This is a genomic window from Streptomyces sp. NPDC004435, assembly GCF_042873895.1.
Lineage (GTDB): Bacteria > Actinomycetota > Actinomycetes > Streptomycetales > Streptomycetaceae > Streptomyces.
In genome coordinates this window covers 213,187-233,086 of record NZ_JBIAMB010000014.1, presented here as the reverse complement: position 1 = coordinate 233,086, position 19,900 = coordinate 213,187, and the positions used below count along the sequence as shown (strand labels likewise).

The 19,900-nt window shown below is 74.7% G+C and carries 15 protein-coding genes; 8 read left to right on the top strand and 7 right to left on the bottom strand.

From position 1 onward, the window contains the following. The first annotated feature begins 85 nt into the window (after window positions 1-85). Window positions 86-1,060, top strand: coding sequence for a serine hydrolase domain-containing protein (locus tag ACFYT9_RS25430; protein ID WP_389167551.1), 975 nt, complete (start codon window positions 86-88; stop codon window positions 1,058-1,060). On the opposite strand, the gene ACFYT9_RS25425 is transcribed toward ACFYT9_RS25430, so the two are convergent. From ACFYT9_RS25425 to ACFYT9_RS25415, 3 genes are all read right to left on the bottom strand, one after another. Further along, on the bottom strand, window positions 1,035-2,327 hold the full coding sequence (locus tag ACFYT9_RS25425) for an MFS transporter (RefSeq protein ID WP_389167549.1): 1,293 nt from the start codon (window positions 2,325-2,327) through the stop codon (window positions 1,035-1,037). The genes ACFYT9_RS25430 and ACFYT9_RS25425 overlap by 26 nt on opposite strands. Window positions 2,328-2,407: 80 nt before the next feature. Then, window positions 2,408-3,016: a hypothetical protein gene (locus ACFYT9_RS25420; protein ID WP_389167547.1), complete on the bottom strand. Its 609-nt coding sequence runs from the start codon at window positions 3,014-3,016 to the stop codon at window positions 2,408-2,410. 157 nt (window positions 3,017-3,173) lie between these two features. Continuing rightward, window positions 3,174-3,971, bottom strand: coding sequence for a DUF6585 family protein (locus ACFYT9_RS25415; protein ID WP_389167544.1), 798 nt, complete (start codon window positions 3,969-3,971; stop codon window positions 3,174-3,176). Window positions 3,972-4,086: 115 nt separating this feature from the next. On the opposite strand from ACFYT9_RS25415, the gene ACFYT9_RS25410 reads away from it, so the two are divergent. Both ACFYT9_RS25410 and ACFYT9_RS25405 read left to right on the top strand, forming a co-directional pair. After that, window positions 4,087-5,568: a PQQ-binding-like beta-propeller repeat protein gene (locus ACFYT9_RS25410; protein WP_389167541.1), complete on the top strand. Its 1,482-nt coding sequence runs from the start codon at window positions 4,087-4,089 to the stop codon at window positions 5,566-5,568. A 110-nt stretch (window positions 5,569-5,678) separates the two neighbouring features. Beyond that, window positions 5,679-6,725 carry a LacI family DNA-binding transcriptional regulator gene (locus ACFYT9_RS25405; RefSeq protein WP_387275599.1) on the top strand — a complete coding sequence of 349 codons (1,047 nt, stop codon included), beginning with the start codon at window positions 5,679-5,681 and terminating at the stop codon, window positions 6,723-6,725. A gap of 19 nt (window positions 6,726-6,744) precedes the next feature. Here ACFYT9_RS25405 and ACFYT9_RS25400 read toward each other — a convergent pair whose 3' ends face one another. Beyond that, on the bottom strand, window positions 6,745-9,549 hold the full coding sequence (locus tag ACFYT9_RS25400) for a glycosyl hydrolase (protein ID WP_389167539.1): 2,805 nt from the start codon (window positions 9,547-9,549) through the stop codon (window positions 6,745-6,747). Between the two features lie 358 nt (window positions 9,550-9,907). Here ACFYT9_RS25400 and ACFYT9_RS25395 point away from each other — a divergent pair, with 358 nt between their 5' ends. The 4 genes from ACFYT9_RS25395 (at window position 9,908) to ACFYT9_RS25380 (ending at window position 15,481) form a co-directional block, all read left to right on the top strand. Then, window positions 9,908-11,212: an extracellular solute-binding protein gene (locus ACFYT9_RS25395; protein ID WP_389167536.1), complete on the top strand. Its 1,305-nt coding sequence runs from the start codon at window positions 9,908-9,910 to the stop codon at window positions 11,210-11,212. Between the two features lie 939 nt (window positions 11,213-12,151). Beyond that, window positions 12,152-13,099: a carbohydrate ABC transporter permease gene (locus ACFYT9_RS25390; RefSeq protein ID WP_387277246.1), complete on the top strand. Its 948-nt coding sequence runs from the start codon at window positions 12,152-12,154 to the stop codon at window positions 13,097-13,099. Further along, window positions 13,096-13,998: a carbohydrate ABC transporter permease gene (locus ACFYT9_RS25385; protein WP_387277248.1), complete on the top strand. Its 903-nt coding sequence runs from the start codon at window positions 13,096-13,098 to the stop codon at window positions 13,996-13,998. Before ACFYT9_RS25390 ends, ACFYT9_RS25385 begins: the two co-directional genes overlap by 4 nt. Window positions 13,999-14,080: 82 nt before the next feature. Then, a complete protein-coding gene (locus ACFYT9_RS25380; RefSeq protein WP_389167534.1) occupies window positions 14,081-15,481 on the top strand; it encodes a GH1 family beta-glucosidase in 1,401 nt (466 codons plus the stop codon). A 16-nt stretch (window positions 15,482-15,497) separates the two neighbouring features. On the opposite strand, the gene helR is transcribed toward ACFYT9_RS25380, so the two are convergent. Together helR and ACFYT9_RS25370 are read right to left on the bottom strand one after the other, a co-directional pair. Continuing rightward, entirely contained in the window at window positions 15,498-17,660 is a 2,163-nt protein-coding gene (helR, locus tag ACFYT9_RS25375) for an RNA polymerase recycling motor ATPase HelR (protein WP_389167531.1), read from the bottom strand. A 188-nt stretch (window positions 17,661-17,848) separates the two neighbouring features. Continuing rightward, entirely contained in the window at window positions 17,849-18,130 is a 282-nt protein-coding gene (locus ACFYT9_RS25370) for a hypothetical protein (RefSeq protein ID WP_376602736.1), read from the bottom strand. A gap of 203 nt (window positions 18,131-18,333) precedes the next feature. On the opposite strand from ACFYT9_RS25370, the gene ACFYT9_RS25365 reads away from it, so the two are divergent. Continuing rightward, window positions 18,334-18,999: a GPP34 family phosphoprotein gene (locus tag ACFYT9_RS25365; protein ID WP_389167528.1), complete on the top strand. Its 666-nt coding sequence runs from the start codon at window positions 18,334-18,336 to the stop codon at window positions 18,997-18,999. Between the two features lie 39 nt (window positions 19,000-19,038). Here ACFYT9_RS25365 and ACFYT9_RS25360 read toward each other — a convergent pair whose 3' ends face one another. Then, window positions 19,039-19,635 (bottom strand): HD domain-containing protein, encoded by a 597-nt coding sequence (locus ACFYT9_RS25360; protein WP_387277256.1) that lies wholly within the window; start codon window positions 19,633-19,635, stop codon window positions 19,039-19,041. Window positions 19,636-19,900: the final 265 nt, after the last annotated feature.

The window sequence follows — 19,900 nt, the reverse complement described above, 5'->3', positions numbered from 1 at the left end:
GTGGCCCCGGCACCGCGCCGTCGGCCGGCGGCGGTCGGCGACCGGCCCCCCGTGCTTCCGCCGGCCGGGTCCTAAGGTGACCCTCATGGATGGGGATCAGGGTGAGCGGTGGCTGGCGGGGCAGTTGCGGGAGCTGGCCGGCGAGAGGTTTCCGGTGGCCGGGGCCGTGGTGCGCCCCGGGGGGATCGTGACGGCCTCGGTCGGGGCCGGGCCGGGGGCGGACTACGAGATCGGGTCCGTGTCCAAGGGGGTCACGGGGCTGCTGTACGCGGACGCGCTGGAGCGCGGGGAGGTGACGGCCTCGACGGCGCTCGGGGCGCTGCTGCCGCTGGCTGACGTGCCGGCGGGCGGGGTGACGCTGGGGGCGCTGGCCACGCACCGGTCGGGGCTGCCGAGGGTGCCGGGCTCGGCGCGGCCGTGGCGGCGGACGGTGGCGCTGTGGCGGCACGGCACGAATCCGTACGGCGAGGACGTCGCCGGACTGGTCGAGCAGGCGCGCACGGTACGGCTCGGCCCGACGCGGCCCCGCTACTCGAACCTCGGCTTCGAGCTGCTCGGGCACGCGCTGGCGGCCGCCGCCGGGACGTCGTACGCGGAGCTGGTCGCCGAGCGGATCGGCACACCGCTCGGGCTCGACTGCTTCTACCTGCCGCGGGACCCCTCGGAGCTGCGGCCCGGGGCCCTGGCCGGGAGGACCGGGCGGGGCAGGCCGCGCGAGCCGTGGACGGGCGAGGCGCTGGGGCCGGCCGGCGGGATCCGGGCCGACATCGGCAGCATGGCACGCTTCACCGCCGCGCTGCTCGACGGCTCGGCTCCGGGGACGGCCGCGCTGGATCCGGTCGCCCCGTTCAGCGGGGGCACCCGGATCGGCGCCGCCTGGGTCACCCTGCGGCTCCGGCACCTGTCGGTCACGATGCACAACGGCGGGACCGGCGGCTTCCGGTCCTGGCTGGGCCTGGACCGCGACTCCGGCACCGGCGTGGTGGTCCTGGCGGCGGCGAGCGTCTCCGTCGACCGTGCCGGCTTCGCCCTGCTCACCCGGGACCGCCCGCCGACGTGACCGACCCGGCCTCCTGGGCCGCGCTCCGCGTTCCGGCCGCCCAGCGGGCGGCCGGGCCCGTCGCCGTCGCGGCGAGGAGGAAGGCGCCGCCGAGCAGCAGCCAGCCGGCGGGCCCGCCGCCGATCAGGAGGGTCGTGACGACGAGGGGGCCGAGCGCCCGGGCGACGGGCACGCCGGCGCCGTAGAAGCCCTGGTACTGGCCGATCCGGTCGGCGGGGGCGAGCGCGATGCCCAGCTGCCAGGAGCCGGCGGCGTGCCGCATCTCGGCGTGGACGAGGAGCACCGCGCCGAGGACGAGGACCGCGGCGGACCCACCGGCCCCGAGCCCGGGCAGCCCGGTCGCCGCGAAGACGGCGCAGGCGGCGAGCATCACGGCGCCCGCGCCACGGACCGCCCGGGCGGCCGACGCCAGGTCGGTGACGGAGCGGGCGGCACGGACCTGGAAGAGGGTCACGGCCACGGTGTTGAGGACGAAGAGCGCCGAGACCGTCCAGCCGGGCGCCGCCGTCCGCTGCGCGATCCACAGCGGCAGGGCCAGGCTCAGCACCGGCATCCGCAGCAGCAACAGGGCGTTGAGGAGCGTCAGGACCACGTAGGGGCGGTCGCGCAGCACCGCCGTCGCGGGGGCGGCGCGCGGGGCGGTGGCCGGTGCCGGCGCGGGCGCGGGGAGCCGGGCGAGGAGGAGGGCGCAGAGCAGGAAGCCGGCCGCGTCCAGGGCGAGGACGGCGAGGTACGCGCCCCGGGTCCCGGCGTGCAGGGCGACGCCGCCGAGGGCCGCGCCGACGGCGAGGCCTGCGTTGAGGACGGCCTGGAGCCGGGCGAGGACGGCGGTCCGGTCGGCCGGGGCGACCAGTCCGGCGAGCAGCGCCTGGCGGGCGGCGGCCAGGCCGCTCTGCGCGCAGGCGTAGAGGGTGGCGGCGGCGAGGAAGGCCGGGAACGAGCCGATGAGCAGGAAGGAGCCGACCGCCGCCGCCGTGACGAGCGCGAGGAGGACGCTGACGCCGCGCGGCCCGCGCCGGTCGGCGAGGGCCCCGAGCGGCACCCCGGCGGGCGAGCCCACCGCCCAGGCGACGGCGAGCCCGGCGCCGACCTGGGCGGCGGAGAGCCCGACGACGCCGGTGAAGTAGAGCGCGGAGGTCACGTAGAAGGCGCCGTCGCCGACCGAGTTGCTCAGCTGGGCGAGGAGCAGGGTGCGGGGCGCGGACGGCGTGACGCCCGCGGGGGCGGGGGTCGTGACCGTCGGGCGCGCCGGGGTGGTGTTCGCCATGGACACGACGTTAGGGCCAAGTGGCCTGCTTCTATTGGTCCATTGACGGGCTGTGGGCTTGGGCCACTCGGGGTGGGCCGTCAGCGGCCGTACACGCTCCGGCACAGGTCCGCCGCGCCCATCGGGGCGTCGATCCGCTGCGCCTCCCGGCACAGGCTCCGCATGTCCGGGGCCTGTCCGCCCGCCGCCGGACGGTTCGTGGCGGCGGGCGCGGGCACCGGCCCGCGCGGAGGCGGGGTCGCGGCGCGGGCCTCGGGCGGGCGGGGCTTCTTCTTGGCCGGACGGGGTGCGGCGGGGCGGGGGTCCGCGGGGCGGGATCCGGCGGAGCGGGGTGCCGGCGTACGGGGCGCCGCCCCGTCTCCGTACCCCGCCGGCTCCCGGCCCTCGCCGCCCCGGGGCCGTACGGGCACCGGGGGCGCCCCGGGGTCGCGGACCGGCACGACTCCGGCCTCCCCCGTCCCCTCCCGGGGCTCCACCGCCCCCAGCTCCTCGCGGGGCGCGGCCTCCACCGGGCGCTCCGGGAGCGGGGACGGCAGCGGCGACGGGGGCCTCCGGTCGGCGGGCGCGAGCGCGGGCGGCCCGGTCTGCGGGGGCTGCGGGGCGGGGGGCGCGGACGGCTTCGGGAGGCCCACGCACCCGCCGACCAGGAGGGCGGTGAGCAGCGGGAGCGCGGAGCGGCGGACGTTCATGGCGGTCACGCTGCCGTACGCGGGCGGGCCCGGGGAGCGCGTACGGGGCGCGACCACCGCCACGGGTGAACTGCGGGGACGCGACACGACGGGCCGGGCCGGTCGGCCGTCGCTCGCCGCCGTCCGTCGGCCACCGCCCGGGCGGGACGCCGGAGCGTCAGCGGGGCGGGCGCGGCCCGGCGGCCCGCAGGGTCTCCGTGAGGGCGAGGAGGAGGGAGACGTTCGGGGTGAAGCGGGTGGGGGCGACGACCAGGGCGCCCCGCCTGCCCTCGGCCCGCACGGTGAGGGTGCCGTCCTCCAGTTCGACCCCGCTGACGAGCCCCCAGGGGGCGGAGGCGCGGCCCGCGCCGAGTGCGGCGGCGGTGAGCCACACGAGGCCGAACTCCAGCCGCTCGCCGGCGTCGAGGCGGACCAGCGCGTCCGGCAGCTGGGCCCGGGCGGCGTCGTGGCGCAGCAGGGGGCCCCAGACCTCGCCACCGGTGAAGACCGAGCCGACGACGAGGTTGCGGCCCTCGGTGTCGGTGAGGCCGAAGGAGTACGTGACGGAGAGCGTCCGGCCGTACCGGGTACGGCGGACCGTGTTGTCGCGGACCGTCGTGTCGGCGTACCGCACGACCCTGATGCGGCCCTTGAGGTGGACGACGAGTCCGCCCTCGTACTGCTCCAGGCGCGCGTCGCCGGTGCGGGCGCCGAAGAACAGGTGACCGAGGAGCGAGACCACGCAGAGGGCGAGGGGGAGGCCGGGAACGATCGCCGGCGGCCCGTGGCCGGTGGCGAGGGCCGCGGCCACGGCGGCGGCGAGAACGGCCGCGAGGACGGCCACGCCGAGGGCGCCGCGGCCGCGCGCGGGGGCGGAGGAGGCGTGGCCGCCGCGGTGCCCGCCGAGCCCCTCGCGTACCGCCGCGTCCCTCATCAGCCTTATGCGGTCGCCCTGTTCGAAGTCCGTGCGCGCCATCGTCTCCCCCGGCCCCGCGTCGTGTCGTCGGTCTGCGTCGCTATGCTACGGACAAAACAGAACGCCGTTCTAGAAAGGCGCTCTGAACTGCCGGTGACCCACAGGGGGACTCCCGATGTCGTACTCGCCGCCGTCCTGGTATCCACCGGGCCAGGCGCCCCCGTCCGGGCGCCGCTCCCGGCGCGACCGCGGGCTGATCGCGCTCGCGGTCGGACTGGCGCTGCTCGTCGCGGCGGTGGCGGGGGCCGGCTGGTACGGGTACGGGGCCGACCGCGCTCGGCCCGCCGCCGCCCCGCGGACCTCCGCGCCGGCCTCCGCGTCCCCCGCCCTCCCCACCACCGGGCCGAGCCGCGCCCCCGGCACCCGGGAGCTCGCCGCCGCCCGGCGCCCCGGCGAGGCGGCCGCCTGGATCGCCGACGACTCCACCGACCTGCCCCGGCGCGACCTCCGCGTGCACGAACCCTGGATCGTCGGCGACACGGTGGTCCAGGCCCTCCACCGCGAGGTCACCGCCTACCGCCTCTCGGACGGCGCCGAGGTGTGGAACCTGACCCTGCCCACCCCGGTCTGCGAGGCACCCGCCAACCCGACGCCGGAGGGCCGGATCGTCGTCGTCCTCGCCACCGGCGAGGCGCAGCGCGGCGCGCGCTGCGACCGGTTCCAGCTCATCGACCTGCTGAGCGGCAGGACCGGCTGGATGAAGGAACTGCTGCGGGACCCCGCCCGGGACACCCCCGCCCTCCTCGTCGACACGGCGATCAGCGGGGACACCCTCGCGGTCGCCGAGGGCGTGACGGCCGCCGTGTACCGGGTGTCCGACGGCCGCCTGCTCCACCGCGTCCCGGCCGAGAACCCGGGGCGCTGCCACCCCCACAAGGTGGCCGGCGGCTCCCGGCTGCTCGTCGTGGCCGTCTGCGCGCTCGGCGTCGACCGGCGCGCGACGTACTCCCAGCTGCGCGAGCTGGACCCGCGCACCGGCGCGGTGCGGTGGCGCCATCGCACCCCGGCCGGCCGGCAGGTGGAGCGGATGGTCTCGGTCGACCCCGTGGTGTACACCTCGATGGACAACGACCGGCGCGCCCAGGACTGGCGGATCGTCGCCCTCGGCCCCCGAGGGGAACTCCGCCGGACCATCGACCCCCGGGCCAAGGGCTTCGAGCACTGCTCGGGCGTGGGCCTCGACACCGGACTCCAGCCCTGCCCGGGCATCCTCGTCGCCCACGGGCTGGTCCACGTGGGCGGCACCGACCGGGTCGGCGCCTACGACCTCGCGACCGGGAAGCTCGCCTGGGGCGTCCAGAACCACGACGGCAGGGTCCTGACCCCGGTGGGCTCGCCCTCCCCGGCGGGGACCGTCGTCCACGAATCGGCCACCGCCGGCCGGCCCGGCCGGACCTTCCTCCTCGGCCGGGCCGGGGCGAACCGGGAGAAGGTGCTGATGAGACACCCGGCGGCCGCGGCCGGGGCGGAGTACAGCGCGCTCATGGGGCGCGTCCTGTACGTCGGCGGGCGGATCCTCCTCACGCCCCCGACGGTCAGCGGCGACGACGCCCGGCGACAGCCCCGCGTCGTCTCCTTCGCCCCCGCGGCGGACTGATCGAAAAGACTGGAGAGAGCGCTCTCAGACGGCTCGGTCGTACGGATATCCTGATCCCGGAGCATCACGCGGTCCGTCCGGGCAGCCGCCCGCTCCCCGGACCGCAGCAGATGAAGGGGGCCGACGTGGCCGAGCAGACGACGGGAGCCCGCCCGACCCTGGAGGCCGTCGCGGCCCTCGCGGGCGTGTCGCGGGCGACGGCCTCCCGGGTCGTCAACGGCGGCGCCGGGGTGCGCGCGCCCCTGGTCGACAAGGTGCGGCAGGCGGTCGAGGAGCTCGGGTACGTGCCCAACCTCGCGGCCCGCACCCTGGTCACCCGGCGGAACGGCGCGGTGGCCGTCGTCATCGCGGAGCCCGAGTTCCGGATCTTCTCCGACCCCTTCTTCCAGGAGCAGGTACGCGGCATCAGCCGTGAACTCACCACTCACGACTCGCAGTTGGTGCTGCTCTGGGTGGAGAGCCCGGGGGACTACGACCGGATCGCCCGCTATCTCGGCGGCGGGCACGTCGACGGCGCCCTCGCCTTCTCGCTGCACGACGAGGACGAGCTGGCGGCGGTGCTGCGCCGGGCGAAGATCCCGACGGTGCTCGGCGGACGGCCGACCGACGGGATCGGCCCTGAGCTGCCGTACGTGGACTGCGACAACCGCGGCGGGGCCCGCGAGGCCGTCCGGCTCCTCGTCGACCGGGGCTGCCGCGCCGTGGCGCACCTGGCCGGGCCGCGCGACCAGACCTCGGCGGTGGACCGTGCCCTCGGCTACCGCGACGCGCTCGGCGAGCCGGATCCGGAACTGCTCCGCCACGGCGACTTCACCGCCGAGAGCGGCGCCCGGACGATGGCCGAGCTCCTCGACCGCCGGCCGGACGTGGACGGGGTGTTCGCCGCCAACGACCTGATGGCCTCCGGCGCCCTGCGGGTCCTGCGGGAGCGCGGGCTGCGGGTGCCGGAGGACGTGGCGGTGGTCGGCTTCGACGACGTGGCGTCGATCGCCGAGCGCACGGAGCCGCCGCTCACGACGGTCCGGCAGGACATCGAGGGCATGGGGCGGCTGATGGTCCGGCTCCTCATGAGCCTCCTGAACGACCTCGGGTCCGGGACACCGGTCCCGGACCCGCTGATCACGCCGACGACGCTGGTGCGCCGGGCCTCGGCGTGAGGCCCGGCGCGGTGCTTGGTCAGTCGTAGGGGATGACGAGCACGGAGTCCGCCGTGCCGGTCCTGACCGCGGCCTGGCCGTTGCCGATGGCGCTCCACAGCTCCACGCGGACGGTGCCGCCGCGCAGGTCGCCGAGGGTGCCGGTGGCGGACTTCAGACCGCGGGTCTGGTCGTAGCGCTCCCACCCGGCCACCGGGTCGGTGGCGAAGTAGTGGTACGTCTCGGTGCGCTCGAAGCTGCCGTCACCGGTCAGGTCGTAGCTGACGCGGACCTGCTGGCCGAGGCCGACGGCGGTGCCCGCGTCCACCGCGAGGCGGAAGGCGGTGGTGGCGCCCGGGGTGAGGGTGCCGGTCAGGTTCCGCGCCTCGTAGACGAGCGGCTGGTGCGGGGTGCCGTCGTGGTTGGCGCCGCCGGCGGAGGCGATCGTGTCGCTGCCGGCGGTGGTGTCGGTCGCGGTGGTCAGGCTGCCGCCGCTCTTGAGGCGGAAGGTGTCCCCGGTGCCCGGCTCGGGCTCAGGGCAGACGGGGCCGCCGGGCTGGCCGCAGGGGATGGTGCCGGTGCCCTTGCCGGTGGCGGTGGACCGGGCGGGGACGGTCAGGGACTTGCCGTCGGAGAAGGTGACGGTGATCGGCGCGGAGCCGTGGTTGTGGGCGGCGTAGGTGCGCTCGGTGCCCTTCAGGAAGACGGCCGAGGTCGGGATCGAGCCGGTGACGGTCGCGTCGGGGGCGCCGAGGGCGTCGAGCGTCGTCAGCCAGTGGTAGGTGTGGGCGCGGGTCTCGCCGGCCTCGGGGGTGTAGTTGCCGCCCGTGGCGTCGAAGCGCCCCTTGGCGCGGGCCGGTTCGGCGAGCGACTCGAACTCCCAGAGGATGTCGCGCCATTCGACGGCCGGGCCGCCGTTCTCCCGCTCCATCTCGGCGAGGTTGCGCCGGATGGCGCCCGGGTAGGCGCCCATGTGCAGCGCGTTGCCCGAGGTCACCGGGAGGGTGTTGATGCCGTGGATCTCCTCGGGGTTCGCGGTCCACCAGGTGGAGTACGCGCCGCCGCTGCCCCACACCATGCCGACGGTGTCGTGCCCGAAGGAGCCGGGGAAGACCTGCTGGTCGGCGTCGAACCAGTACTGGCCGATGGCGTCGGACTCGGTGGCCAGGAGGTAGCCGCCGAGGTCGCGCAGGGCGGTGTCACCGGTCGCGGAGCCCCACAGGACCAGCGCGGCGCTCAGGTTGGTGGACTCGGAGGACGACTCCTGGTTGTTGCCGGCGGCGAAGCCGGAGTGGCCGGAGGCCCAGCTGTGCCCGGCGTACACGTCGAAGCCGCGCAGGAACGGGAAGGCCGCGTCGGTACGGCTCGGGTTGGCCACGTCCCGGACGAGGGTCTTCACCATGCCGCCCCAGGCGGAGTCCGCGGCCCACGCCTGGTCGTACTGGGCGATGATCGCGGCGGCGTAGACGTAGTAGCCGTAGTGGAAGTGGTGGTCGTTGAGCTCGGTGTCGCTGCCGTACGAGGCCGGGTAGCCGGTGAGGGTCTTCCAGGTCCTGTCGTACGAGAACTCGTTCGCGCCGCCGGCGGTGAACCAGTCCTGGAGCCGGCCCTTGAGCAGGCCGAGGAGCCGGTCGCGCAGGGCGGTGTCACCGAGCTGCTCGGCGAGCGGCACGAGCTGGGCGAGCTTGCCGAGCGCCTTGCCGGTCCAGTACGTGTCGGTGGCCCCGGAGAACGGGTCGGCGGAGTTCACCACCTCGTTCAGGTAGCCGCGCAGCCGCGCCTGGTCCACCGCGCCGGAGGCGGGCAGGCCGGGCAGGACGGCGGCCTGCTTGCGGCTGGTGGTGAAGGAGCGTCCCTCGCGGACCTTCATGGTGCCGCGCGGGGAGACGTACGTGTACGGGGTGAGCGGGTCGGTGGAGTTCAGCCACTGGTGGCGGTAGAGCGCCTGGAGGGTGCCGGTCTCGGAGCCCTCCTTCGCCTCGGTGGTGAGGGTGTACGTGGCGTTGGCCTTGCCCGCCGAGGAGGACCAGCTCACGCGGGAGCCGGTGACGAAGCTGAAGGCGTACTTGCGGAAGGTGGCCAGCGCGTCGGTGGAGGGCAGGACGGCGACGGAGAAGTAGTCCTTGCCGCCGAGGCCCGCGGTGACCGTGGTGCCCGAGACGTTCCAGTCGGTGCCGCCGGGCGAGAAGAGGGCGTAGTGGTGGCCGCCGACGGTGATGCCGAGGACGTTGCCCTGGTCGGCGAAGACCGTGGGGGCCGAGGCCGTGGTGATCCGGGCGTCGCCGCCGGTCCCCCGGGCGTAGACGAAGGGCAGGCCGTGGCCGATGGTGGTGCGCAGGGTGCGGGCGCCGTCCGACCAGTAGGGGGTGACGGTCCAGTCCGACCAGTCGTCGGCCTTGGCGTCGGGCGAGTTGAGGCCGGTGAGGCCGAGGGTGAGGTCGGCCTTGTGGGCGAACTCGTACTGGCGCCCGTCGCCGACGATCGCCGGGGTGGTGGGGTAGCCGATCTGGAGGCCGCCGGCGACGGCCTGGTAGGTGAGCGGGTGCCCGTACATGGGGGTGGAGTACGGGTTGTCGCCGTAGCGCTGGAAGGCGAGGGAGGACCACCAGTCGTTGGTGGGGACGGGCCGGTCCTTGGCGGCGGCGGTCACCTTGGGGGTGACGGGGGCGCCGGTGTTGGTGGTGGGTCCCGAGGTTCCCGCCGGGCGGGTGTCGGAGTAGCCGCCGGCCCCCACGGGGACGGTGGCGGCGGAGGCGGGACCGGCCGTGGCCGGTACGAGACCGGCTGCGGCCAGGGCGGCGGTGAGGACCAGCGACGCGGCCGGTCGGGAGCGGGGAGCTGACACGTACAGGACCTCGTTGGCTCGTTGGAGAGGGGTGGGGGATCGCTCGCGGTGGCCGGGAGGCGACCGCGGAAACGGTTTGAGAGCGCTCTCAGCAGTGCGCAACGTAAAACTCCCGAAACCTGGGCGTCAAGAGAGGAGACCGCAAACCGAGTTGGGAGGCGCGGTCCGTACGCGCCCTTCGATTCCGAGCCGTTACGCCTTCGAGTCTTGACGGGAACGGGCCAGTCGGGGCACGCTCCAGACCGTTCTTGAGAGCGCTCTCAAGCGTTCTCGGGGCTCCCGGGAAGACCCGGCGCTGCCCACCGTCCCCTCCGACCCCCCGGTACCGATTCCGCCCCGACGCCAAGGGAGCCCGCCCATGCCCATCAACCGAGCCGCCACGAGAGCCGTACTCCGCCTCGGAGCGGTCGCGCTCACCGGTTCCCTGCTCGCCGCCTGCGGGTCCGGATCCTCCGACTCCGCCTCCGGCGAGCCGGGCGGCAAGGTGACGATCACCGTCGACCTCTTCGGCTCCTTCGGCTACAAGGAGGCCGGGCTCTACGCCGAGTACGAGAAGGTCCACCCGAACGTCACCATCAAGCAGACCGACACCGAGGACGAGGCCGACTACTGGAAGTCGCTCCAGACCCGGCTCGCCGGCGGCGGCGGCCTCGCCGACGTCCAGGGCATCGAGGTCGGCCGCATCGCCTCCGTCACCCAGCAGCAGGGCGAGCGCTTCGAGGACCTGCGCAAGTACGGCGCCGAGGGGCTCAAGAGCCAGTTCGCCGAGGCCAAGTGGGCCGCCGCGACCGGGAAGAACGGCGAGGTCCTCGGCCTCGGCACCGACGTCGGCCCCGAGGCGATGTGCTACCGCACCGACCTCTTCAAGCAGGCCGGACTCCCCACCGACCGGGCCGAGCTGGCCAAGAAGTGGTCCACCTGGGACGGCTACCTGGAGCTCGGCAAGCAGTACAAGGCCAAGGCCCCCGCCAAGAGCGCCTGGCTCGACAGCGTCGGCAGCCTCTTCTCGATCATGATCGGGCAGGAGAAGGAGCGCTACTACGACGCCTCCGGCGCGCTGATCTGGGAGACCAACCCCGCCCTGAAGACCGCCTGGGAGACCTCCGTCGCGGCGAGCGAGGCCGATCTCAGCGCCAAGCTCGACCAGTGGTCCCCGCAGTGGAACCAGGCCTTCGCGGCCGGCTCCTTCGCCACCATCCCCTGCCCCGCCTGGATGCTCGGCTACATCAAGGGCCAGGCCGGCGAGACCGGCAAGGGCAAGTGGGACATCGCCAAGCTGCCCGGCGGCGCCGGCAACTGGGGCGGCTCCTACCTCGCGGTGCCGCGTGCCGCCAAGAACAAGAAGGAGGCGTACGAGCTGATCAAGTGGCTCACCGCCCCCGAGCAGCAGGCCAAGATCTTCGCCAAGCAGGGCAACTTCCCCTCCTCCACCGGCGCCATCGCCGAGGTCGCCGACACCACCGACCCGTACTTCTCCGGCGCCCCCATCGGCCAGATCTTCGGTGACGCGGCCAAGGCGGCGCCGGTCCAGGTCCTCGGCGTCCACGACCAGAACATCAACCAGCAGATCACCAACGCGCTGAGCGAGGTCGAGCGCAAGGGCCTGGCCCCGCAGAAGGCATGGGAGAACGCGAAGAAGGGCGTCGCGAACACCCTGGGCTGACCGTTCGGGACGTCCTCCCCGGACCCGGGGTCGGCGGGACCCCCGGCCGGCGGGGCCGCGGGGCCGGCGGGGCCGAGGTCAGGGACCGGGCTGGCCCCGGGCCGGGCCCTGGACCGATCCCGGGCTGAACCCGGGCCGGGCCCAGGAACGACCCCGGGCCGGACCCAGGAACGGACCTCGGGCCGACCGGGACCGGGCATCCGCTCGACGCCGGAGCGGACCCAGGACCGGACCGCCAGCCGCCCCCCGGTCAGCGCCCCGGACCGACCCCAGGCCGTCTTCTGCACCGGACCCCGGCCCTGAACCAGGGCCGATCTCGGTCAGGGCCCGGGGCCGCCCGCAGGCCAGACCAGGGACCGAACCCTGGACCGGTCAAGGCTGACCCGGCCCAGGATCGGCCCCGGACCGGACTTCCGGACCGACCCCCGGACCGGACTCCGGACCGGACCCAGAGCCGACCCCGGTCAGGGCCCGGGATCGACCCCAAACCAGACCCGGGACCGAACCCCAGACCGGGCCCCGGACCGGACCCAGGACCGACGCCCGGACCGGGCTTCGAACCGGACCGGACCAAGGGCCGGACTCCGGACCGGAGCCTGGATCGACCCGGGACGGGCCCTGGGCCGGCCCGGAGCGGACCGCTCCGCCGGGCTCGGCCCGTTGCCGCCCTCCAGCTCGTCCCCGGCCGCTCCCTCCGGTCGGCCCGGGGCGGGCGGGTCGGGTCGACACCGCGGGGCCGACCCGCTCGTCCAGGGTCGGCTCTGTCGGCCGGCCGGACCCCGCACGGGCGTCCGGCCGGCCGCACGGCCGGGGCGGCTCCCCCCGCCCCGGCCCGCACGACTCCCGCCCACAACCGCTCCGCACCCACTCCGCCCCTCCGACCGACCCCGTCCGCGCCTCCCGCGGCTTACCCGCGACCGACTCCCGAAGGGCCGCACCGTGACCCTCACCGCACCGGCGAAAGCCGGCACCGCCCCCCGTCCGCCGGCCGTCCGGCGGGCGTGGCGCGCGGTGTCGCCGTACACCTACGTCGCCCCGTTCTTCACCCTCTTCGCCGCCTTCGGGCTCTTCCCGCTGATCTACACCGCGTACGTCTCCCTCCACCGGGTCGAGCTCCAGGACCCCGGCGCCATGGAATGGCGCGGGCTCGGCAACTACACCGCCCTTCTCGGCGACGAGTTCTTCTGGACCGCGCTCCGCAACACCTTCACCATCGGCCTGCTCTCCACCGTGCCCCAGCTGGTGATGGCGCTGGCCCTCGCCCATCTGCTCAACCACAGGCTGCGGGGCCGGACCTTCCTGCGCACGGCCATGCTGCTGCCGTACGCCACCTCCGTCGCCGCCGCGACCCTCGTCTTCGCCCAGCTCTTCGGCCGCGACTTCGGCCTCTTCAACTACGTCCTGGGCCTGGTCGGCGTCGGGCCGATCGACTGGCAGTCCGGCACCCTCAGCTCGCAGATCGCGGTCTCCACGATCGTCGTCTGGCGCTGGACCGGCTACAACGCGCTCATCTACCTCGCCGGGATGCAGTCCATCCCCTCGGAGCTGTACGAGGCGGCCGAGATGGACGGCGCCTCCCGCTGGCGGCAGTTCTTCCACGTGACGCTGCCGGGGCTGAGGCCCACCATCCTCTTCACCGTCGTGGTCTCCACGATCGGCGCCACCCAGCTCTTCGGCGAGCCGCTGCTCTTCGAGGGCTCCATGTCGGGCGGCATCTCGCACCAGTACCAGACCCTCGGCCTGTACATGTACGAGCAGGGCTGGGGCTTCTTCCACCTGGGCCGGGCGGCCGCGATCGCCTGGGTGATGTTCCTGCTGATCCTGGTGCTCGTCGGGGTCAACGCCCTGATCGCGCGCCGCCGTTCCCGCAAGGAGGCCGGCCGATGACCGTGCTCGCCGACCCGCCCGCGCCGACCCTCCGGCCCGTCCCCCGCGAACCGGGCCGGCGGCGCCGGTCGGGTGCGGGACGGACCCTGAAGGCCGGATGGCTCACCTACGCCGTGCTGATCGTGGCGGTCCTCGTCTCGGCCTTCCCCTTCTACTGGACCATCGTGGCGGCCAGCCGCTCCAACGCCGACCTGGCCAAGGTGCCGCCGTCGCTGGTTCCGGGCCCGCACCTGATCCGCAACTTCGAGGCGGTCCTGGCCGAGGCCGACATCGGCAAGGCGCTGCTCAACTCGCTGATCGTGTCGGGCTCGATCACCCTCGGCACCGTGCTGTGCTGCACCCTCGCCGGCTTCGCCTTCGCCAAGCTCCGCTTCAAGGGCCGGGGCGCGCTGCTCGCGATCACGGTCGGGACGATGATGATCCCGCCGCAGCTCGGCGTCATCCCGCTCTTCATGCTCATCGCGGAACTCCAGTGGGTGAACCAGCTCCAGTCCGTGATCCTGCCGGGTCTGGTCTCCGCCTTCGGCGTCTTCTTCATGCGCCAGTACCTGGTGCAGTCGCTGCCCGACGAGCTGATCGAGGCGGCCCGCGTGGACGGCGCCTCCACGGCCCGGATCTTCTGGTCGATCGTCGTCCCGATAGCCCGTCCGGGTATGGCCGTTCTCGGCCTGCTCACCTTCATGGCCGCGTGGAACGACTTCTTCTGGCCCATCGTGGCACTCTCCTCGCAGGAACCGACCGTCCAGGTGGCGCTCCGCCAGCTCGGCGGCGGATACGTCCACGACCAGTCGGTGATCATGGCGGGCACCCTGCTGGGCACGCTGCCCGTGCTGCTGGTCTTCGGCCTGCTCGGCCGCCAGATCGTCGGCGGCATCATGCAGGGCGCGGTCAAGGGCTGACCCGGCGCCCGCCCCTCTCCGCTCCTTCCCCTCCCCCTCTCCTCCCTCCCCCTCCCTCCCTTCTTCCTGGAGTTGCCTCCTCATGACCGCTGTCGACGCCCGCCCCGAGTCCCCCGCGACGCTTCGCTTCCCGGAGGGGTTCCGCTGGGGCACCGCCACCGCCGCGTACCAGATCGAGGGCGCGGCCACGGAGGACGGCCGGACACCGTCCATCTGGGACACCTTCAGCCGGACCCCGGGCAAGGTCCGCAACGGCGACACCGGCGACATCGCCGCCGACCACTACCACCGGGTCCGCGAGGACGTGGCCCTCATGCGCGAACTGGGCGTGACGGACTACCGGTTCTCGGTGGCCTGGCCGCGCGTCCAGCCCACCGGACGCGGGCCGGCCCTCCAGAAGGGCCTGGACTTCTACCGGCGGCTCTGCGACGAGCTGCGCGACGCGGGGATCCGGCCGGTGGCGACGCTCTACCACTGGGACCTGCCGCAGGAGCTGGAGGACGCGGGCGGCTGGCCGCGCCGGGAGACGGCCGCGCGGTTCGCCGAGTACGCGGGCCTCGTGGCGGACGGGCTCGGCGACCGGGTCGCCACCTGGACGACGCTCAACGAGCCCTGGTGCGCCGCCTTCCTCGGATACGGCAACGGCGTGCACGCCCCGGGCCGGACGGACGACGCGGCCGCGCTGCGCGCCGCGCACCACCTGAACCTGGCGCACGGCTGGGCGGTGGGCGCGCTGCGGGAGAAACTGCCGGCCGGTACGGAGGTCTCGCTGACCCTCAACCTGCACGTGGTGCGGGCGCTGACGGAATCGGCGGAGGACCGGGACGCGGCGCGCCGGATCGACGCGGTGGCGAACCGCATCTTCCTGGACCCGGTCTTCCGGGGCCGGCTGCCGGAGGACCTGGTGCGGGACACGGCCGGGGTGACGGACTGGGGCTTCGTACAGGACGGGGACCTGGCGGCGATCGCGGCGCCGATCGACTCGCTCGGGCTGAACTACTACTCCCCCACGGTGGTCGCGGCGGGCTCGTCGGAGTCGCCCTCGCCGTGGGCGGGCGCGGAGCGGCACGTGCGGTTCCTGCCGGCGCCGGGGCCCCGGACGGCGATGGACTGGCCGGTGGACGCGGACGGGCTCTACGAGCTGCTGGTGCGGCTGCGCGACGAGCTGCCGGAGGTACCGCTGGTGATCACCGAGAACGGCGCCGCGTACGACGATTACGCGGACCCGTCCGGCCAGGTGCGCGACCCGGAGCGGGTCGCCTACCTCCACGGGCACCTGGCGGCGGTGCGGCGGGCCGTCGAGGACGGCGCGGACGTGCGGGGGTACTTCCTCTGGTCGCTGCTGGACAACTTCGAGTGGGCGTTCGGCTACAGCAAGCGGTTCGGGATCGTGCACGTGGACTTCGCCAGCCAGCGGCGGACGCTCAAGGACAGCGCCCGCTGGTACGCGGACGTGATCGCGCGGGGCGGGCTGCCGTCCTGAGCGTCCGGTACGCCGGTCAGGGGGTGGTGAGCACGACGAGCCGCTGGGTGGCCCGGGTCATCGCCACGTAGTGGTCCACCGCCCCCTCGATGCCCTCGCCGTACTCGCTCGGGTCGAGGAGGACGACGAGGTCGAACTCCAGGCCCTTGGACAGGCTCGGGGTGAGCGCCCTGACCCGGGGGCGGTCGCCGAGGTCGGGGAGGCGGCCCTCGGCGGCGATGACGCAGGCGACGCCGTCGGCGTGGTCCGCGAGCCAGTCGTCGAGGACGGTGCCGAGGTCGCCGGCGGGGCCGTGGAGGACGGGCAGACCGCTCGCGCGGACCGAGGTCGGCACGTTGGCGTCCGGGAGGGCGGCGCGGATGACCGGCTCGGCCTCGGCCATGACCTCCTCCGGGGTGCGGTAGTTGATGCTCAGGGAGGCGGTCTCGATGCGGTCGAGGCCGATCCGCCGGAGCCGTTCCTCCCAGGTCTCGGTGAAGCCGTGCCGGGCCTGGGCGCGGTCGCCGACGATCGTGAAGCTGCGGGACGGGCAGCGGAGCAGCAGCATCTGCCATTCGGCGTCGGTGAGCTCCTGCGCCTCGTCGACGACGACGTGGGCGAAGGGTCCCGTCAGCGGGTCCCCGGCGGCGGGCAGGCCGGCGTCGTCGACGAGGCTCTCCTGGAGGTCCTTGCCGAGGAGCATGGTGACGGCGCCCTCGCCGTCGTCGTCGGAGCGCACGATGTTCTCGATGACGCCGGCCATCCGCTCCTTGCGGGCGGCGAGCGTGGCCTTCTCCCGGCGCTTGCGGGCGGCGGAGCGCGGGTCGCCGAGCCGTTGCCGGGCCGCGTCGAGGAAGGGCAGGTCGGACTCGGTCCACGCCTGGGCGTCGGCCCGCTGGAGTGCGCGCACCTCCTCGCGGTCGAGCCACGGGGCGCACAGGCGCAGATAGGCGGGGACGGTCCACAGGTCGCCGACGAGGTCGGTGGGCTCCAGCATGGGCCAGTGGCGGTCGAGGGTGGAGACGAGCTCCCGGTCGGCGCGCAGGGCCCGCTCGAAGAGGACCTCGGGGACCTCGCCGCGGGCCTTCTCCTTGAGGAGGGCGACCAGCTCGTCCCAGATCAGCTCACGGGCCTCGTTGTGCGGGGTGCTGGGTCCGGGTGCGTCGAAGACCTCGGCCCAGTCCTCGGCGGTGACGGCGAGGTCGCCCCAGTCGGTGGTGACGGCTGTGGTCGCGGTGGGCGGTTCCTCGTAGAAGCGGACGGCCTTCTCGATGCCGCGGACGAGGGCGGCGGAGGACTTGAGCCGGGCGACCTCGGGGTCCTTCTCGGGCCCGGCCGCGGCGCCTTCGGGGACGAGGTCGCGGACGGTGCAGGTGCGGACGCCCTCCTCGCCGAGACTGGGCAGCACGTCGGAGACGTAGGCGAGGTAGGGCTGGTGGGGGCCGACGAAGAGGACGCCGCCGCGGCGGTGCCCGAGCCGGGGGTCGGAGTAGAGCAGGTAGGCGGCGCGGTGGAGGGCGACGACGGTCTTGCCGGTGCCCGGTCCGCCGTCGACGACGAGGGCGCCGCGCGAGCTCGCGCGGACGATGGCGTCCTGGTCGGCCTGGATGGTGGAGAGGACGTCGCGCATCCGCGCGGAGCGGTTGGTGCCGAGGCTGGCGATGAAGGCCGACTGGTCGTCGAGGGCCGCGTGCGCGTCGAGGCCGCCCTCGGTGAAGACCTCGTCCCAGTAGTCGGTGATCCGGCCGCCGCTCCAGCGGTAGCGGCGGCGGCTGGCGAGGCCCATCGGGTGAGCGTGGGTGGCGCCGAAGAAGGGTTCGGCGGCGGGCGAGCGCCAGTCGACGAGCAGCCGGTTCCCGTCGCTGTCGGTGAGGCCGAGCCGTCCGATGTAGAGGGGTTCGGAGCCGTCGGCGGAGACGATCCGGCCGAGGCACAGGTCGAGCCCGAAGCGGCGCAGGGCGCGCAGCCGGCCGGAGAGCCGGTGGACCTCCAGGTCGCGCTCCATCGCCTCGCGGCCCACCCCGCCGGGTGCGCGGCGCACGGTGTCGAGCCGCTCGGAGAGTTCGGCGACGGCCTCCTCCAGGCTCTCGGCGACGGCGGCGAAGTGCTGCACGTCGTCGGCGATCAGCGCCGGGTCGGCCTTGGCGGCGAGGCGGTCGGGAAGCTCGAAGGGGCCGGTGGTGCGCTGAGGCGTGGGCACGCGTGCAACTCTCGTTTCGGCAGGTGACGGGGGTAGATGTGCGATTGTGCGGCATGTGGGGGGCCTTGCCGCAAGGCCCCCCTTGCGCTATACCTTGAACATGGCGGGAGATCCTCCCGCCTTTTGTGTGCCCGCGCCTCGCTGTGCCCGCGCCGTCTCCGTGCACCTCCTCCGCGCCCGCCCGCGCGTCAGCGGGTGTCGCCCGACCAGTCGAACCGCGCGGGGTCTCCCGCCCTCGGGCCGTAGACGGCCTTTCCCCCGGGGCCGAAGCTGCCCAGCTCCGTCTCCAGGACAGCTCCGGCGCGTATCCGCTCGCCGGTCCAGTCGGTCACGTCGAGCAGCAGCCCGTCGAGCGGGCCGCCGACCAGCTCCGCGTAGGCGCGCCCGGCGCGCGGTCCGGGGCGCGGGTCGTCGTGGTCCTGGCCGTAGACCCGGCCCCGCAGCAGCTCCTCGTCACGGTCTCCGCCCATGCCGCCGTCCTTCCCCCGGTCCCCGGTGCTGTCGCTCTGCCTGTCCATGGCCACAGGGTGACAGCCGCCACTGACAACGGCCCGCCGGTCCGCCCGTACGGAGGTGTCCGGACCCTTTCCCGGGGGAACCGGACCGGCCGCCGGCCCGTCCTCCAGGAAAAGCCACCGGAGCGTACGCGGCGGCCCCACCAGGAAGGACGTCGATGACGATCACACTCGCCGAGGAGATCACCCTGCTGTCCCTGGACGACGAGTCCGGGGAGGCGAAGGAGCGTCAGGCGGCCTCGTGGGCGGTCGCGGGCGGGATCCTGCTCGACCTGGCGCTCGCCGGGCGGGTGTCCGTCACCGGCGGGCGGCTGTCCGTCACCGACCCGAGCCCCACCGGGGAGCCGCTCCTCGACGAGCGGCTGACGCTGATCGCGGCCTGGGCGGGGAAGCGGACCACGGCTCCGAAGGTCGCCGACTGGCTGGCGAAGGACCAGACGAAGGCGCCCGCCGCGACGGTGGCCCGCCTCTGCGAGCGCGGTCTCGTGGTGGAGGAGCAGCACCGGGTCCTGGGGCTCTTCCCGGTGAAGCGCTACCCGGAGGCCGACGGCTCGGCCGAGCGGGAGCTGCGGGAGCGGCTGCGGGCCGTGGTCCTCGACGGCGCCGCGCCGGACGAGCGGACGGCCGGCCTGATCGCGCTGGTGCACGGTGCGAAGCTGCACCGCCTGGCGTTCCCCGGGGAGCCGCGCAAGGAGATCGCCGCGAAGCTGGAGAAGCTGGCCGACGGCGAGTGGGCGGCGGAGAGCGTACGCGAGGCGATCAAGAGCATGCGGGCGTCGATGGCCGCGGTCAACGTGGCCACCGTCGTCGTGGTCGCCGGCTGAGCGCGGGCGGGAACGGTCACCGGCGGGGCGGGACGGGGCTCAGGTCACCGCGTGGCCGTACGCGGCGGCCAGGGCGTCGAGCTCCGGATCGCCGTACAGCCGGCGCAGGCCCTGGAAGACGGTGACCTTCTCCTGGCCGAAGCGGCCGATGCGCGCCTCGAAGCTGTCCGGGGACACGAACCGCGGCGGGGTGCTCTTGCTGTGGAACTTGTCGGCGTACATGACCATCCGCTCCTCCGGAGTGACGGGCACGTAATCGGCGGGCGGGATGGGCAGGCCCTGTCCGAGGACGTCCTCCCGGGTCAGGCCCACGCCGGTGTGGCAGGAGCAGAAGCGGCACAGCGCCTCGGGGAGGCCCTCCTCAGCGAGCAGCCGGTGGCCGAGGACGCCGTGGGTGACGTACGAGGTGCCGTCGATGCGCCCGGCCGAGTCGTACAGGCGGTAGACGCCGATGTCGTGCAGCAGGCAGCCGGCGCGGACGAGCTCGGCGTCGGCGCCCCGGCCGGAGCGGGCGAGCAGCTGGTCGGCGATGGCGGCGACGATCTCGCAGTGGGTGAAGACGAGTTCGAAGGCGGCGTCGCTGGGGGCGTGCTTCCGGTGCAGCGCCCGGATGTCGTCATATGAGGGGATGTCCACACCCGGGAGGATAGCGGGACGGGGCTCCCGCCCCCGCCGTGGAGGCACAAGGCCGGGGAGGGCTCGCGGGGGCGTGAGGAGCGGGCGCGGGACCCCGGGGCGGGACCGGCCGGGGAGGTACCCGGCGCGGTACTGGCCGGGGCGGGGTCCGGCGAAGGTGTGAGGAGCGCGCCGAGACACGGGGCGGGCCGGCGAAGGCGTGAGGGCGGGGCGGGGCGGTGACGGCCACCGGGGCGGGTCGGTGAGAGGAACCGAAGCTTCCACT